This is a genomic window from Microcystis wesenbergii NRERC-220, from assembly GCF_032027425.1.
GTDB classification, from domain to species: Bacteria; Cyanobacteriota; Cyanobacteriia; order Cyanobacteriales; family Microcystaceae; genus Microcystis; species Microcystis wesenbergii_A.
In genome coordinates, this window is sequence record NZ_JAVSJA010000001.1 from 3,621,478 (window position 1) to 3,636,377 (window position 14,900).

Sequence of the window (14,900 nt, forward strand, 5' to 3'; positions counted from 1 at the left end):
TTATTCCCCTATGTCCGCTAGAACCCATCTCAGCGATCGCTATCAACAGATCTTAAAGGCGACAATCCAACATTATATCGCCACGGCCGAACCGGTTGGCTCGAAAACTCTACTCGATGAGTACAAGTTTACTGTTAGTTCCGCCACGATTCGCAATGCTCTCGGTAAACTGGAAAAAGAAGGTTTACTCTATCAACCCCACACTTCCTCCGGACGCATTCCCTCCGATTGGGGTTATCGTCTCTACGTCGATGAGTTAATGACTCCCGATGACCGTATCGGCGAAAAAATCGGCTATTATCTGCATCAAAAGGCTAAATCTCCCGCTTGGAGTCTCGAAAGTCTGCTACAACGGGCCACCCAACTTTTAGCCGGTTTAAGCGGTTATATCGCTATCGTTACCCTCCCCCACACCCTCACCAATACCCTGCGTCATCTGCAATTAGTCCCCGTCTCGGGCCGGCAGATCATGTTAATTATTGTTACAGATAGTTTACAAACACGCTCGGTTATGATAGAGATTCCTGAGTCTATGGAAACGGACAAGAAGGATGGATTAGCAGAAGAATTACAAATCCTCTCTAATTTTCTGGGGGAAAAATTAAAAGGTTATTGCTTGGCAGATTTAATTAACCTCGATTGGCAGCAAATCGAGCGAGAATTTGCCCGTTATACCCATTTTCTCCAACAATTAAGCCAAGAAATCAGCGCTAGTCTCCAATCCACTGCCACCCCGGAGATTATCGTCCATGGTGTCGCTGAAGTCATTCGACAGCCAGAATTCGCCCAATGGCAACAAGTACAAATGTTACTGCATCTATTGGAAGCAGAACAGGATCGCCTTTTACCCCTGATTTTACAAAGACCAGAACCAGAAAAATCAGCTAAAAAAGTCAAAATCACCATTGGTTCCGAAAGTACTCTGGAATCCATGCGCCCTTGTACTCTTATCTCCGCTTTTTATAAACAGGGAGATACTCCCGTCGGTAGTGTTGGCATTATCGGACCGACGCGAATGTTATACGAAAATACCATTCCCCTAGTGGAATCCACCGCTAACTATCTCAGCGAGACTATAAGTAAGTAGATATCCCCCGCAAAGGTTCGGGAATAGGACAATCGACAGTAAACTCTAAAATTGTCTCACCATCCCCCAAATAGCCAGAATTGGCAAAACAGAGCAACATCCGCACCAGCGCCACCCACACCTCGGCATCGAACTCCCAATCCTGTCCCCGACGCGCTCCACAGGCGATCGATTTTAGCGCCCAAAAATAACTATTTCTCACCACTGAACCGCCTTTTTTATAAACAGGTACATCCTCATGGTGAATATAAAGAATATCATCTTTAGCGATCGCTCTCATCGGTGGCCGGGAAAGTTGCAGGAATTTTCAGCTGACTGTCCTAGATAATAACATCTTTAGCGATCGCTTGAGTCGCTCCAGAAAACCCACCCTAATCATAAATTTATATGAAGATATTTGGCTTGTTCTCGGCTGAGATGAAAGATTATGTCAAGTTTTCCTAAAATGTACCAAACAGTCTTGACAAACTGAAGTTTTCTCCAATAGGGCTTTTTCATGGGATGGGATAGATTAATTCCTATCCCCAGTCCAGGGTTTTGATAATATTCACTTATGAATGGCTCACTTTAAAATCAGCTTTTTTCGGGGATATACGCAGGTAAATTGTTTTATGTCAAGAAAAATTTCCAAAAATCTCCTTGACAAAACCAAAAGCTGGCAATTAAAATGCTCGATCAACATCAACAGTGATAGTATGTATTGCTTATTTTTTTTCTGCCGATGTTAATTTTCTGCCGATGTTGCCCTAAACCTTTTGAACTCAGGCAATTTGCTTAATTTATCCCCTTATTAGACAAGGAAAAATCATGAGAAGCCATCAAGTTGCAGTTTTATTATCCACCTTCGCCACCGTTGCCCTAGTTGCCCCCGCAGTCCAAGCGGCAACCCTTGTTACCTCCCTACCGATTCAATTCGTGAACGTTACAGGTGGTTTTACTTCCCCCTCCACCCCTCCCGGTAGTCCCGATCCCATCAATGGGATTAGTGCCACCATTAATGGTGCTGGCAGTGGTAGCACTATCCCCTTTAATCCCACCACCGGCGGTGCAATTCTAGGTAATTTCGTCGCCGCTAATGTTCTATTTAATTACACTGCTGGCGACCCCCTCACCTTCGATTTATTATCTAACGGTAGTTCTGTCTTTACTGACACTTTCTCTATCACTGGCAACTATAACATTGACCTGACTTCCGTTGTTCCAGGTGTTGCTAATACAAATCTCGTGGTTCAGTTCAGCGTCCTCTCTGGTACTGGTACAACCGGAATTAATGGCGTTAAATTAGAAATCACCACCAAAACACCTGAACCCGGAACTATGACCGCTATCGGTTTATTAGGTCTGGGTTTAGCCGGTGCCGCTACTCGTCGTCAACTGCAAGAAAAAGCCAAAACCAAAGTCTAAATCATCTAAAATTTCGGTTTGACACTAAAACGAGGTGTGTCGGGTTGGGTGCATCTCAATTTTGAAGAACTATCTAGGGCTTGCTGAATAAATCTAAAAACCTTGTTGGATAATATCTTTAGTCCTTTTTGAAATCAAAAAGTGCCAGCCATTGGAGTTATCGGGGGGAAATTCAGGGACTTTTTCCCTGAAAATATGGGTAAAACCCGACACCCCCCAGCCCCCCCGATGTCGGGGGGGTTGGGGGGCCACACCCTATCCCTAGGAAAAACTTTTTCAGCAAACCCTATTTAACTATGACCAGCGATACTGTCACCACTCCCTCGCCCCAAAAACTTTGGTTAGCAGCCCTTAAACCACCAATGTATAGTGTGGCGATTATACCGATTATTCTGGGAACTGTGATCGCTGATCAGGAAACAGGTCGATTTTCTCTGCCGATTTTTGCCACCTTTATCCTCTCAGCTATTTTAATTCTCGCTTGGTTAAATCTCAGTAATGATGTTTTTGATGCCGATACCGGGATCGATGTCAATAAAGCCCATTCGATCGTTAATTTAACCGGCAATAAATCTTTAATTTTCTGGCTGAGTAATCTTTTTCTATTAGTGGGTATTGCTGGTATTTTTGCTATTAGTTATTGGCGAGGCGATTGGATGATCCTAGAATTAATCGCCCTCTGCTGTTTTTTGGGCTATACCTATCAAGGACCGCCCTTCCGTCTCGGTTATCAAGGATTAGGTGAAATTATCTGTTTCTTTACTTTTGGACCCTTGGCGATTGCCGCCGCCTACTATTCCCAAGTCGGTGCTTTTTCTCTCTCTAGTCTAGCGGCTTCAATTATTATCGGGATTACCACTTCTATCATCCTTTTTTGTTCCCATTTCCATCAAGTCGCCGATGATCTCAAAGCGGGTAAAAAATCACCTATTGCCCGTTTAGGTACTTTAAAAGGTTCTAGAGTTTTAACGGTGGTGACGGTTCTCGTTTACGTTTTAACGGTGGTTTTTGTCCTGCTGCAAGTTTATCCCCCTCTCACCCTTTTAATTTTTCTTAGTCTCCCTTTCGCTTGGCAATTAGTCCACCACGTTAACCAAAATCATGACCAACCTCAGCTAGTCAGTAACTGCAAGTTTATAGCGGTTAATCTTCACTTTTTTAGTGGCCTTCTCTTCTCCCTTGGTTATTTCCTTGCTTCCCGTTGATCAACCCGATTTTTTTTCTTAAACCCCTTGACAAAACCCCGCCACTTGACCTATACTTATATTCATAATGGGAATCCGTGCCTGCCTGCAAACCCCTCATTTTTAGGCAGGATAGACCGAAAAAAAATTAACCGACTTGAATCAGTTATCAGTTATCAGTTATCAGTTATCAGTTATCAGATTTGAGTTTTAAGTGTGCAGTATGTATTAAGTGGGAAGTATTAAATACGGCGGATTCAGCCTTAGTCTGGTACATCTTCCAGTTTCCTACTGTCTTTTTACTGTTTACTGATCACTGATTACTGATGACTGTACCCGATCGAGTTTGCACTGATTAACGGAAAAGTGACAGAATAGGGGGATAGATCGCCACAAATCAAGGTTAGCATGAGTGAACAACCCCTCGGATCGGTTATTCAAGGTTCCCTGAGTGAAGGTTTAGAAATCCGTCTTTATCCGGATATTTCCGTCGAAGATATGCGCGTCGGTAAGTTTTTGGTTGTGCAAGGCACTCGCTCGCGTTTTTTCTGTCTCCTCACCGATGTCTCCCTGGGTAACTCCAGTCCCCGGATTATCGCTAACCCTCCCCATCCCGATGATAGTTTTATGCGCGATGTTTTGGCGGGTAGCGGCACTTATGGTACAATTGAACTATCACCTATGCTCATGTTTACTCCGACGGGAGGTAATTCCCCCGCAGTTTCCGACAGTTCTTTAGCCTCTTTTCAACCCCAAACTAGCGCCGATTTAGAATTACTGCCAGTCAAAACTATTCCCGCCCATTTTAGCCAAGTTTATGAAGCTTGTGAGCAGGATTTTCGCATGGTTTTCGGTTGGGAAGATGATCCCACCAGAAAGAATTTTGCTATTGGTCAACCCCTTGACATGGACGTGCCAATATGTATTAATCTCGATCGCTTTGTCGAACGTAGTAACGGTGTTTTTGGCAAATCCGGGACGGGAAAATCCTTTTTAACCAGGCTGTTAATTTCGGGTATTATTCGCAAACAAGCAGGGGTTAACCTCATGTTTGATATGCACTCGGAATACGGTTGGGAAGCGATGAAAGAAGGGAAGGAGGTTTCTACGGTGAAAGGATTATGTCAATTATTTCCCGGACAGGTGGAAATTTATACCCTCGATCCCGATTCTACCAAACGCCGGGGAGTACGAGGAGCGCAGGAATTATTCTTAAGTTATAATCAGATTGAAATCGAAGATATTCGTTTAATCGGTCGGGAATTAGGCATCTCAGAAGCTAGTTTAGATAATGCCAATATTCTCTATAACGAGTATGGAGAATCTTGGATCGTTCAGTTATTAAATATGAGTAACGAGGATATTAAAATCTTCTGTACGGAAAAACAGGGCCATGCGGGATCAATTATGTCCCTCCAGAGAAAATTAATGCGTCTAGATAGTTTGAAATATCTAAAAAGTGTTTGTCCCCACAATTATATCGATCAGGTTTTACAAGCTTTAGATGCGGGTAAGCACGTTGTCATCGAATTTGGCTCCCAAAGTAATATGCTTTCCTATATGTTAGCCACCAATATGATCACCCGTCGGATTCATGCTAATTATGTTAAAAAAGCTGAATATTTTTTACAAACTAAAAACCCCGTCGATCGGCCGCAACAGTTAGTGATTACCATTGAAGAAGCTCACCGATTTTTAGATGCTGCCGTGGTGCATCAAACTATTTTTGGAACTATTGCCAGGGAGATGCGAAAATACTTTGTTACTCTCCTAATTGTCGATCAAAGACCTTCAGGAATTGATAACGAAGTCATGTCTCAGGTAGGAACAAGAATCACCTGTTTATTAAACGATGAAAAGGACATCGAAGCTATATTTACTGGGGTTTCTGGAGGGGGAAGTTTGCGATCAGTTTTAGCGAAATTAGACTCAAAACAACAGGCTTTAGTTTTAGGTCATGCGGTTCCTATGCCGGTAGTAATTCGTACTCGCGCCTACGATCAAAAATTCTATGCTGAAATAGGTGCGACCGACTGGCGAGAATTACCCGATGAGGAAGTATTAGCGGCGGCCAAAATTGCCAAAGCCGATCTAGGATTTTAGAAAAATTAATTTTTGATTGTAGAATAGAGTTGGATTGTTTTTACTGTTTACCTCCCATGACCGCTCAAATACCGATCTCGAAGATCAGCTTATACGATCGAGATTTTCAGCTATGGATCGAGACAACCGTTAACCAATTACGACAGGAGGATTTTGCCTCGGTTGACTGGACTAATCTGATCGAGGAATTAGCAAGTATGGGAAAAAATAATCGACACGCTCTCAAAAGTTTGTTAATTCAATTATTAGCTCATCTGCTCAAGTTAGTTTATTGGCAGACGGAAAGAGAGTATAATGCTAATCAATGGGAAGCGGCAATTATTAATTTTCGAGTTGAAATTGCCGATCTGCTGGAAGACAGTCCTAGTTTAAAACCTTATCTCCTCGAAATTTTCGATTCTTGTTATGGAAAAGCTAGACAAATAGTCTCGAAATTGAGCAAGCAAGAAATTCCCATAGAAGTCATTATTACCCCAGCAGAAACCCTGGATGAAAACTGGTTTCCCTAACTATGCAACAAGGTGATTTAATCGAGATCGAGATTACCGACCTCAACCATACGGGCGAAGGTGTGGGAAAATACCGAGGACAGGTGATTTTTGTGCCAGATACGGTCATTGGCGATCGCATTCAAACTCGCATCACCTATATTAAAAAAAGTCATGCGATCGGCAAACTACAAACTATTCTACAAGCTTCTCCCCATCGTATCCGGCCCCGCTGCATTGTTGCCGATAAATGTGGTGGTTGTCAATGGCAACACATCGAGGATCAATTTCAGCTTCGGGTCAAAAAAGAGCAAGTACAAGAGGTATTAACCAGAATTGGCGGTTTTAGCGATCCTTTGGTTTATCCTCCCCTCACCGGTAATTCTCCCCTCGCTTATCGCAATAAAGCTACCTATCCCCTCGGATTTTCCCCCACCGGCAATGTGCAAGCAGGTTATTATCGTCGCGGCAGCCATCATCTGATTAATCTCAATCAATGTCCGATTCAAGATCAGGCTTTAAATCCGTTTCTAGCAGAGATAAAACGGGATATTCAGGAGCAAGGCTGGTCAATTTATGATGAAAAGACCCACCAAGGACAATTACGCCATTTATCCCTGAGAATTGGCCGCCACACTGGAGAAATTTTATTAACCCTGATTAGTACCGATCATAATTTACAGGGAATTGAGACCCAGGCGCGGCAATGGCTGGCAAAATACGGCAATTTAGTCGGTGTAACCGTGAATTATAACCCCGATCGAGGGAATGCTATTTTTGGACCTCAGACCACAACTATCGCCGGAAGGGACTATATTACCGAAAAGTTCGCCGGATTAACCTATCAATTGGCTGCCGATACCTTTTTTCAGGTTAATACAGAGGCTGCTGAAGCCTTATTTGCGGTTATTTGTCAGAAATTAGACCTTAAAGGTGAAGAAATTCTTATTGATGCCTACTGTGGTATCGGTACTTTTACTTTACCCCTCGCTAAACGGGTTAAAGAGGTGATTGGACTAGAATCCTATAGCTTTTCCCTCGATCGAGCCAAGATTAACGCCCAATTAAATAATATTACCAACACAACTTTTATTTTGGGGGCAGTAGAAAAAACTTTACCGCAACTGACAGTTAAACCCGACATTATTCTACTCGATCCGCCCCGCAAAGGTTGCGATCGATCTGTCCTCGATAGTCTGTTACGGCTGCAAAGTCAACGCATTGTTTATATCAGTTGTCAAAGTGCAACTTTAGCCAGAGACTTGCAATATCTCTGTAAAACAGGCGATTATCAACTGCTAGAAGTGCAAACAGCTGATTTCTTTCCCCAAACTCCCCACGTCGAATGCGCCGCTTTTCTTAGACAAAAAACAGCGAATATGGTAGGATGAAATAGGAGGAAAAACCCGACACTTTAGCCGTTTATGGTCGAAAAGTCAATGGGTAAGGATAATAGCATATTAAGACCCGTTCCAGTCAACTACTTTTTTGATTAATTACCCGCTCAAAGTGGCCTTGATTCTCGATTGGTTTGTAGATCAATCATAAAAATATCTAATCCATCTCAGAGACAGAAAAGGGACAAAATATGACTCATTAGGTATGGCAATCATCGAAAATTTTGGGTCTGAAACCCCGTCGTTCTACGACGGCTTTACTGTTAAATATGAGCATCGTTTACGAAATATATGCTAAAATGTGAGGTATGGAAAAAGCCTACTCGTTTCGATTTTACCCCACACCAACACAAGAGTCGCTATTGCGGCGCACATTGGGCTGTGTAAGATTGGTTTACAATAAAGCTCTCCACGAACGAACACAAGCTTGGTATGAAAGACAAGAAAGAGTAGGCTACGCTCAAACTTCTTCAATGTTGACCGATTGGAAAAAGCAAGAAGAATTAGACTTTCTCAATGAGGTAAGCTGTGTACCCTTACAACAAGGGTTAAGACATTTACAAACAGCTTTTACTAATTTCTTTGCTGGTCGTACTAAGTATCCTAACTTTAAGAAAAAACATCAGGGAGGAAGTGCCGAATTTACCAAATCTGCTTTTAAGTTCAAAGACAAACAAATCTATTTAGCCAAATGCACAGAACCCTTACCTATTCGATGGTCAAGACAAATACCAGAAAGCTGTGAACCAAGCACAGTAACAGTCAGATTACATCCTTCTGGACGTTGGCATATTTCAATTAGATTTGATGACCCAACGATTAAGCCTCTACCAGTAACAGATAAAGCCATCGGAATTGACTTAGGAATTAGTAGCCTCGTGATTACCAGCGATGGCGATAAAGTATCTAATCCCAAGCATTTTAAAAAGCATTATCGGAGACTGCGAAAGGCCCAAAAAAATCTTTCTAAGAAGAAGAAAGGCTCAAAAAATCGGGAAAAAGCAAGAATCAAAGTAGCCAGAATTCACGCTCAAATCACCGATAGCAGAAAAGACCATTTACATAAGCTAACCACTCAATTAGTTCGTGAAAACCAAACGATTGTGGTTGAGAATTTAGCCGTCAAGAATATGGTCAAAAACCCGAAATTATCTCAGGCAATATCTGATGTAAGCTGGGGAGAAATTACCCGACAATTAGCCTATAAATGCCGTTGGTATGGGAGAAACTACATCGAAATAGATAGATGGTTTCCTAGCTCTAAAAGGTGTAGTAATTGCGGGTATATTGCTGAGAAAATGCCGTTAAATGTTCGAGAGTGGGACTGTCCAGACTGTGGGACTCACCATGACCGAGATATTAACGCCAGTAAAAATATTTTGGCCGCAGGGCTTGCGGTGTCAGTCTGTGGAGCGACTATAAGACCAGAACAGAGTAAATCTGTTAAGGCAGGTGCGAAAAATCCTTCGGGAAAGAAACAGAAACCGTTCGGCTGAGCTCACGGCCGAAGCCTAAATCGTGAGGTTTGGGAATCACCGTCCGTTCACGGCGGTGAGGATGTCAACTAGATCGACGGTTAAGAGACCTTAATCTTTCTGTAAGAGAACAGTAATTGAATAAAAGCTAGAGGTAAAGCGCGTGATTGCTATTTCACTGCCCACAAGCAAACGAAGCTGGAACACCATGAGTTTCGCTTCCACCTTGTATCTTTGTCCGATTTTAGATTTATTGACCGCTAGTATTCCCGAAGAATTAGAACCAGAAATTAGATTAGGATTGCAAGAAGCTTTAGTTAATGCCGCTAAACACGGCAATCATCTCGATCCCAGCAAAACCGTGGTCGTTCACTTTTCCAGCAGTAAAGACGAGTATTCTTGGGTAATTACCGACGAAGGTTGTGGATTTACCCCCCGTTGTCCCCATCATGGCTGTAGTTGCGATTGCCCCAATTTTCCCCCCGAAGAAGCGGAAAATGGCCGAGGACTGTGTATGTTATATCAAATCTTCGACCAAGTTCACTGGAATCAAAAAGGAACCCAACTGAAACTTTGTAAACAAATTAAACAGGAACGCTGGTTTAATTAATGACCGTGACCGTGAGAAGGACAGGGAGGAGCAGAAATCGAGCGATCGAGCCAGCCTGTAGCCTGTTGTAGCCGAGGAAGTGCTTCTTCTGGCTGATTATCTAATAAAAACACCAAAGCCGTCCCTAATTGTTCAGCAGCCCGAGCATTACGATTGGCTTTCAGACGATGCCAGTCAATCGGTGCGATCGCCAAACGTTCCGCCAAAATCCGCGCCAATTCCAGGGTAGATAGATGATCAAGAGTCTGAGATGGGGAGGAGACAGGGGATGGAATCATAATCAAAAGGTTTCGTAAAACCGTAAAATCGTCTATAACTATAGTTTAGACGCAGGAAATCCCATCGAGTCCATGTCCTTAGAAGAAAACCCGTACCCTAACGATGAATCGGCAGAATTTACCCAAGCGATTGAAGAAGTCGAAGCGGCGATCGCAACACTAAAAGACCGTTATCGACAGATCAACGAAGCAGAACAGCAAAAAAAAGACCTAGAGGCACAATTTAGTCAAATAGAACCCCAATGGCGCGAAAATCCCCTACCTGAACTAGAAAAGGAATTGGCACAAATTCGCGAACAGATTCAAGAATTAGAGGTAATTTTAGAAAGCAATTTACTCAAAGAAGGAGAATTAAAGCGCCTATTCTGGGAAGGAATCCGTCGCGGACTGCTGGGGGAAGTTTTTTGGCAAATTGTCCGCTTTGGTGGTATCGGAGTCTTACTGGGTTGGATTCTGCGATCCTTTACGGGGTGATTAACTGCACCGGAAGTGGGAAGTGGGAAGTGGGGTGTAGGGTGTAGGGTGTGGGGTGTGGGGTGTAGGGTGTGGGGTGTGGGGTGTGGGGTGTGGGGTGTGGGGAGAACAAAGCTGCCTTTTGCCTCCTGCCTTTTGCCTCCTGCCTTCTGCCTCCTGTCTCCTGAATACTGATAACTGCTATAGCTAGACAAAAATAAGGAATAGAGCCTTAAACTCTATTCCTGAATCAAAATTTGCAGTTAATTTTTAACCCTATACTACCGCAGAAGTCAAAGCTTCTTTGAGGATAGCGGCTTTATCGGTTTTTTCCCAGGGTAAATCGAGATCATTGCGACCAAAATGACCATAAGCGGCCACATCTTGGTAAAAACGCTCGCCTCTTTCACTGGGTAAACCGCGCAGGTTAAAGGTTTGGATAATGCCGGCCGGACGGAGTTCAAAGTATTTATTGATTAAGTCCAGAATCACATCATCGGCGACTTTGCCAGTGCCAAAGGTTTCCACGAAGAGACTCACCGGACGAGCTACCCCAATCGCATAACCCACTTGAATCTCGCACTTATCGGCCAAACCAGCCGCGACGATATTTTTGGCCACATAACGGCAAGCATAGGCCGCGGAGCGATCAACTTTGGTAGGATCCTTACCAGAGAAAGCGCCGCCACCGTGACGAGAATAGCCACCGTAGGTATCGACGATAATTTTCCGTCCCGTTAATCCCGCGTCGCCTTGGGGTCCACCAATGACGAATTTTCCGGTGGGATTAACCAGATAACGGGTATTGGCATCGGGTTTAATCTCTAAATCACTGAAGACCGGTTGTACTACCGCTTCCCAGAGATCACTTTTAATCTTTTGTTGGACGAGATCATTATCGGTGATATCGCCGATAGTAGCATCGTGTTGGGTAGAAACCAGGATAGTATCGATACCCACGGGACGACCATCTTCATAAATGACCGATACTTGCGTTTTACCGTCGGGACGCAGATAGGACAGTTCACCCGTTTTTCTGACTGCCGCTAAACGGCGAGCGATGCGGTGGGCTAAACTAATCGGTAAGGGCATAAATTCGGGGGTTTCATTGCAAGCGAAACCGAAGACAATACCCTGGTCTCCCGCACCAATTTTATCGAGTTCATCATTGCTGAGAAGTTCGCGATTTTCCTGAGCGGCCGTGACACCCTGGGAAATATCGGGAGATTGTTCGTCTAAAGCGACTAAAACGGTGCAACTATTCGAGGAAAAACCGTTATCTGCGTTGATATAGCCGATTTCAGCGATTTTCTTGCGAACTAAATCGACGAAATGAACCTGTGCTTTCGAGGTGATTTCACCAGTAATCAAGACTAACCCTGTATTGACAACCACTTCAGCCGCTACACGACTGTGGTCATCTTGGGATAACAGAGCATCGAGAATAGTATCAGAAATCTGGTCACAAATTTTATCGGGATGTCCCTCTGTAACCGATTCGGAGGTGAACAAATAACGTTTAGACAAGTGATGTCCCTCATGTGATAGTACATTTGAACGCAAAAAGATTCCAAGAAATCTTTGATCATACAGTGTAACAGGGAATTTGTAGAGATAAAGTATTTTCAATAAGAAACCGCCCGAACATTGTCCGGACGGAGTGTGGTGTGAGGAGTGAACGGAAACTTTCGTCTCCGCTAATTCCATTGTAGATGACAACTTAGAATCTTGAGCGATTTGAAACAAACTAGCCCAAAAAATTTTTATTTCTTGAAGGGGTTGACTAATGCCCGATCCCCGTCTCGATGATGTAGCCTGAATAATAGAGGTCGCAGAGCTATAGGGAAAGATTATGACAGTCACAGCCGATTATTTAGAACAACTCAATCCTTCCCAGCGCCTTGCTGTCGAGCATTTTTGCGGCCCCCTGTTGGTGGTTGCCGGGGCAGGATCGGGAAAAACCAGCGCTTTAACCTATCGTATCGCCCATTTGATCCGTCATCACGGGGTCGATCCGGAAAATATTCTCGCGGTCACTTTTACCAATAAGGCAGCCCGGGAAATGAAAACTAGGATTGAAAAAACTTTTGCTCAACAAAAAGCACAGGAAAAATACGGTCAAAGATTAGAACTTTTGGAAGAATACGAACAGAAAAAACTCTTTTCTCAAGTTTATCGGAATTATACTAAAAAACTCTGGATCGGGACTTTTCACAGTCTTTGCGGTCGGATTTTGCGCTATGACATTAATAAATATCAGGATGAATATGGTCATAGTTGGCAAAGGAATTTCTCAATTATGGACGAATCTGATGCCCAGAGTTTGGTGAAAAATATCGTCACTAAACAAATGAATTTAGACGATAAAAAATTTGACGCTCGCAATCTACGTTATGCGATTAGTAATGCCAAAAATTTAGGTTTAACCCCCAGGGATTACGCCAGAGAAAACCCTCATTTTCGGGGAAAGGTCATTTCTGAGGTTTATCAGGCTTATCAGATGCAATTGGCACAAAATAATGCCCTAGATTTTGATGATTTGATACTGGTTCCAGTCCGTCTTTTTCAGCAAAATGAATCTATTCTCGGTTATTGGCACACGCAATTTAAACATATTTTAGTCGATGAATACCAAGATACTAACCGGATTCAGTACGAGTTAATTCGGCTTTTGTCCACCAATGGTGAAACGAAAAAAAGTGAGTGGAATTGGACGGATCGATCGATTTTTGTGGTGGGTGATGCCGACCAATCTATCTATAGTTTTCGGATGGCAGATTTTACTATTCTGCTCAATTTTCAAGCGGACTTTGGCGATGGTTTACCCGATGATGATACTCGCACGATGGTGAAACTACAGGAAAACTATCGTTCACGGGAAAATATTCTGCAAGCGGCAAATAAATTAATTGAAAAGAATAGTCAAAGAATTGATAAAGTCCTTGTTCCCACCAGAGAAGGAGGCGAGAGTATCTATGTTTTTAAAGCCAGAGATGAACAGGAAGAAGCATCTTTTGTTATCGATAAAATTCGAGAATTTAACCAAGAAAACCCCGAATTAAATTGGGGTAGTTTTGCCATTCTCTACCGAATTAATGCCCAATCTCGCCCCTTTGAAGATGGGTTAATTCGCAATAATATCCCCTATAATATTGTCGGGGGATTTAAATTTTATGATCGACAGGAGATTAAAGATGCGATCGCTTATTTACGAGTGATTGCCAATCCTGCTGATACCGTTAGTTTACTGAGAATTATTAACACTCCCCGGCGCGGTATTGGTAAAACCACAATCGATAATTTGCTCAAAGCTGCCCAAGAATTAGGAGTACCTTTATGGGAAATTATCAGCGATGAAACTTCCGTTAATACTCTCGCCGGTCGTGCCACTAAAAGCATCAATAAGTTAGCGAAAATTATCCAAAATCTGCAAGAAAAAATCACCGATTTATCCGCTAGTGAAATCCTAGATCAAATCATGGAAGATTCGGGATATATTGATGAATTAAAACAGCAGGGAACCGAGGAAGCTGATACCCGCATCGAAAATATCCAAGAACTTTATACCGCCGTGGTACAATTCCAAGAGGAAAACGAAGAAACCAATCTCCAGGAATTTCTCGCTAATGCTAGTTTAGCCTCGGACTTAGATAATCTTCAGGAAGGTCAAGAAAAAGTCTCCTTAATGACCCTTCATTCCGCCAAGGGTTTAGAGTTTCCTATCGTCTTTTTAGTCGGTTTAGAACAGGGCATTTTTCCCCATAATCGTAGTTTAAACGATCCCATTGCTCTTGAGGAAGAACGCCGTTTGTGTTATGTGGGAGTGACTCGGGCCAAGGAACAATTATTTTTAACCTACGCAAAAGAAAGATATGTCTGGGGGAATAAAGAGATGAAGGTAGCTTCCCAATTTTTGCAGGAATTGCCCCCAGAATTGCTCACAAGCAACCTGAAACCGAAAAAGACCCCAAAAGTGGTTCCCATTCAAACAACCGCCTCTAATCAAAGAAAATGGGGCGTAGGCGATCGAGTGTTACACTCTACTTTTGGAGAAGGAGAAGTGACCCATATCCTCGGTGAGGGTAAAAAAATGAATCTAGCGGTCAAATTTTCGGGTTTAGGTCAGAAAATCATCGATCCTCGCACCGCACCCATGCAACTTATCCACGAATAAGGAAGGATTTTAAGTAATCATCTGTAGGGTGGGTTAGGCGAAAATAAGTTATACTCTCACTAAAAATTGAGTATTCGCCGTAACCCACCGGACTTCAGCGTGAGCTTTTGTCGAACGCTTTTTTCTCCCTATCTCCCCACTGATAACTGATTACTGTTCACTGATAACTGACACCCCCTGATTCCTCAACTCCGATCGCTACCTGCTGTTAGAATGGAGAATTGCGGTCAGACTGACGATAAAATTG

General features: G+C 43.1%; 13 protein-coding genes. 10 read left to right on the top strand and 3 right to left on the bottom strand.

Going from position 1 to position 14,900, the window contains the following annotated elements; all coding sequences use genetic code 11:
• Window positions 1-10 precede the first annotated feature (10 nt).
• Window positions 11-1,087, top strand: coding sequence for a heat-inducible transcriptional repressor HrcA (gene hrcA, locus RAM70_RS17620; protein ID WP_045358109.1), 1,077 nt, complete (start codon window positions 11-13; stop codon window positions 1,085-1,087).
• Here hrcA and RAM70_RS17625 read toward each other — a convergent pair.
• Window positions 1,074-1,367, bottom strand: coding sequence for a hypothetical protein (locus RAM70_RS17625; protein WP_002760270.1), 294 nt, complete (start codon window positions 1,365-1,367; stop codon window positions 1,074-1,076). The two genes, hrcA and RAM70_RS17625, sit on opposite strands and share 14 nt — an antisense overlap.
• Before the next feature lie 527 nt (window positions 1,368-1,894).
• Between RAM70_RS17625 and RAM70_RS17630 the strand changes: the two genes are divergently transcribed.
• From RAM70_RS17630 to RAM70_RS17660, 7 genes are all read left to right on the top strand, one after another.
• Window positions 1,895-2,491: a PEP-CTERM sorting domain-containing protein gene (locus RAM70_RS17630; RefSeq protein WP_312674878.1), complete on the top strand. Its 597-nt coding sequence runs from the start codon at window positions 1,895-1,897 to the stop codon at window positions 2,489-2,491.
• A gap of 296 nt (window positions 2,492-2,787) precedes the next feature.
• Window positions 2,788-3,696, top strand: a complete 909-nt coding sequence (gene menA / locus RAM70_RS17635) for a 2-carboxy-1,4-naphthoquinone phytyltransferase (protein ID WP_190380926.1) — start codon at window positions 2,788-2,790, stop codon at window positions 3,694-3,696.
• Window positions 3,697-4,083: 387 nt separating this feature from the next.
• Window positions 4,084-5,778, top strand: coding sequence for a helicase HerA domain-containing protein (locus tag RAM70_RS17640; RefSeq protein WP_312674881.1), 1,695 nt, complete (start codon window positions 4,084-4,086; stop codon window positions 5,776-5,778).
• A 56-nt stretch (window positions 5,779-5,834) separates the two neighbouring features.
• A complete protein-coding gene (locus RAM70_RS17645; protein WP_045358114.1) occupies window positions 5,835-6,287 on the top strand; it encodes a DUF29 domain-containing protein in 453 nt (150 codons plus the stop codon).
• 2 nt (window positions 6,288-6,289) lie between these two features.
• Entirely contained in the window at window positions 6,290-7,657 is a 1,368-nt protein-coding gene (gene rlmD, locus RAM70_RS17650) for a 23S rRNA (uracil(1939)-C(5))-methyltransferase RlmD (RefSeq protein WP_312674884.1), read from the top strand.
• A gap of 314 nt (window positions 7,658-7,971) precedes the next feature.
• Window positions 7,972-9,159, top strand: coding sequence for an RNA-guided endonuclease InsQ/TnpB family protein (locus RAM70_RS17655; protein WP_312674885.1), 1,188 nt, complete (start codon window positions 7,972-7,974; stop codon window positions 9,157-9,159).
• 187 nt (window positions 9,160-9,346) lie between these two features.
• Window positions 9,347-9,748 (top strand): ATP-binding protein, encoded by a 402-nt coding sequence (locus RAM70_RS17660; RefSeq protein ID WP_061433012.1) that lies wholly within the window; start codon window positions 9,347-9,349, stop codon window positions 9,746-9,748.
• Here RAM70_RS17660 and RAM70_RS17665 read toward each other — a convergent pair.
• On the bottom strand, window positions 9,745-10,026 hold the full coding sequence (locus tag RAM70_RS17665) for a DUF6439 family protein (RefSeq protein WP_151694406.1): 282 nt from the start codon (window positions 10,024-10,026) through the stop codon (window positions 9,745-9,747). The two genes, RAM70_RS17660 and RAM70_RS17665, sit on opposite strands and share 4 nt — an antisense overlap.
• Window positions 10,027-10,098: 72 nt before the next feature.
• Here RAM70_RS17665 and RAM70_RS17670 point away from each other — a divergent pair, with 72 nt between their 5' ends.
• On the top strand, window positions 10,099-10,500 hold the full coding sequence (locus tag RAM70_RS17670) for a sll0565 family protein (RefSeq protein ID WP_312674891.1): 402 nt from the start codon (window positions 10,099-10,101) through the stop codon (window positions 10,498-10,500).
• Window positions 10,501-10,755: 255 nt separating this feature from the next.
• Here the strand turns inward: RAM70_RS17670 and metK are convergent, their stop codons facing one another.
• The gene (gene metK / locus RAM70_RS17675) at window positions 10,756-12,006 is read right to left on the bottom strand and encodes a methionine adenosyltransferase (RefSeq protein ID WP_045358122.1); all 1,251 of its coding nucleotides are present in this window, start codon (window positions 12,004-12,006) and stop codon (window positions 10,756-10,758) included.
• Between the two features lie 325 nt (window positions 12,007-12,331).
• Between metK and pcrA the strand changes: the two genes are divergently transcribed.
• Complete coding sequence (gene pcrA / locus RAM70_RS17680; RefSeq protein ID WP_190380805.1) at window positions 12,332-14,653, top strand: DNA helicase PcrA; 2,322 nt, start codon at window positions 12,332-12,334, stop codon at window positions 14,651-14,653.
• Window positions 14,654-14,900 lie beyond the last annotated feature (247 nt).

Coding starts and splice junctions, on each gene's coding strand:
- RAM70_RS17645 (WP_045358114.1), top strand. CDS start 5,835: ATGACCGCTCAAATACCGATCTCGAAGATCAGCTTATACGATCGAGAT.
- RAM70_RS17665 (WP_151694406.1), bottom strand. CDS start 10,026: ATGATTCCATCCCCTGTCTCCTCCCCATCTCAGACTCTTGATCATCTA.
- RAM70_RS17670 (WP_312674891.1), top strand. CDS start 10,099: ATGTCCTTAGAAGAAAACCCGTACCCTAACGATGAATCGGCAGAATTT.
- menA (WP_190380926.1), top strand. CDS start 2,788: ATGACCAGCGATACTGTCACCACTCCCTCGCCCCAAAAACTTTGGTTA.
- rlmD (WP_312674884.1), top strand. CDS start 6,290: ATGCAACAAGGTGATTTAATCGAGATCGAGATTACCGACCTCAACCAT.
- RAM70_RS17660 (WP_061433012.1), top strand. CDS start 9,347: ATGAGTTTCGCTTCCACCTTGTATCTTTGTCCGATTTTAGATTTATTG.
- RAM70_RS17655 (WP_312674885.1), top strand. CDS start 7,972: ATGGAAAAAGCCTACTCGTTTCGATTTTACCCCACACCAACACAAGAG.
- RAM70_RS17640 (WP_312674881.1), top strand. CDS start 4,084: ATGAGTGAACAACCCCTCGGATCGGTTATTCAAGGTTCCCTGAGTGAA.
- RAM70_RS17625 (WP_002760270.1), bottom strand. CDS start 1,367: ATGAGAGCGATCGCTAAAGATGATATTCTTTATATTCACCATGAGGAT.
- hrcA (WP_045358109.1), top strand. CDS start 11: ATGTCCGCTAGAACCCATCTCAGCGATCGCTATCAACAGATCTTAAAG.
- RAM70_RS17630 (WP_312674878.1), top strand. CDS start 1,895: ATGAGAAGCCATCAAGTTGCAGTTTTATTATCCACCTTCGCCACCGTT.
- pcrA (WP_190380805.1), top strand. CDS start 12,332: ATGACAGTCACAGCCGATTATTTAGAACAACTCAATCCTTCCCAGCGC.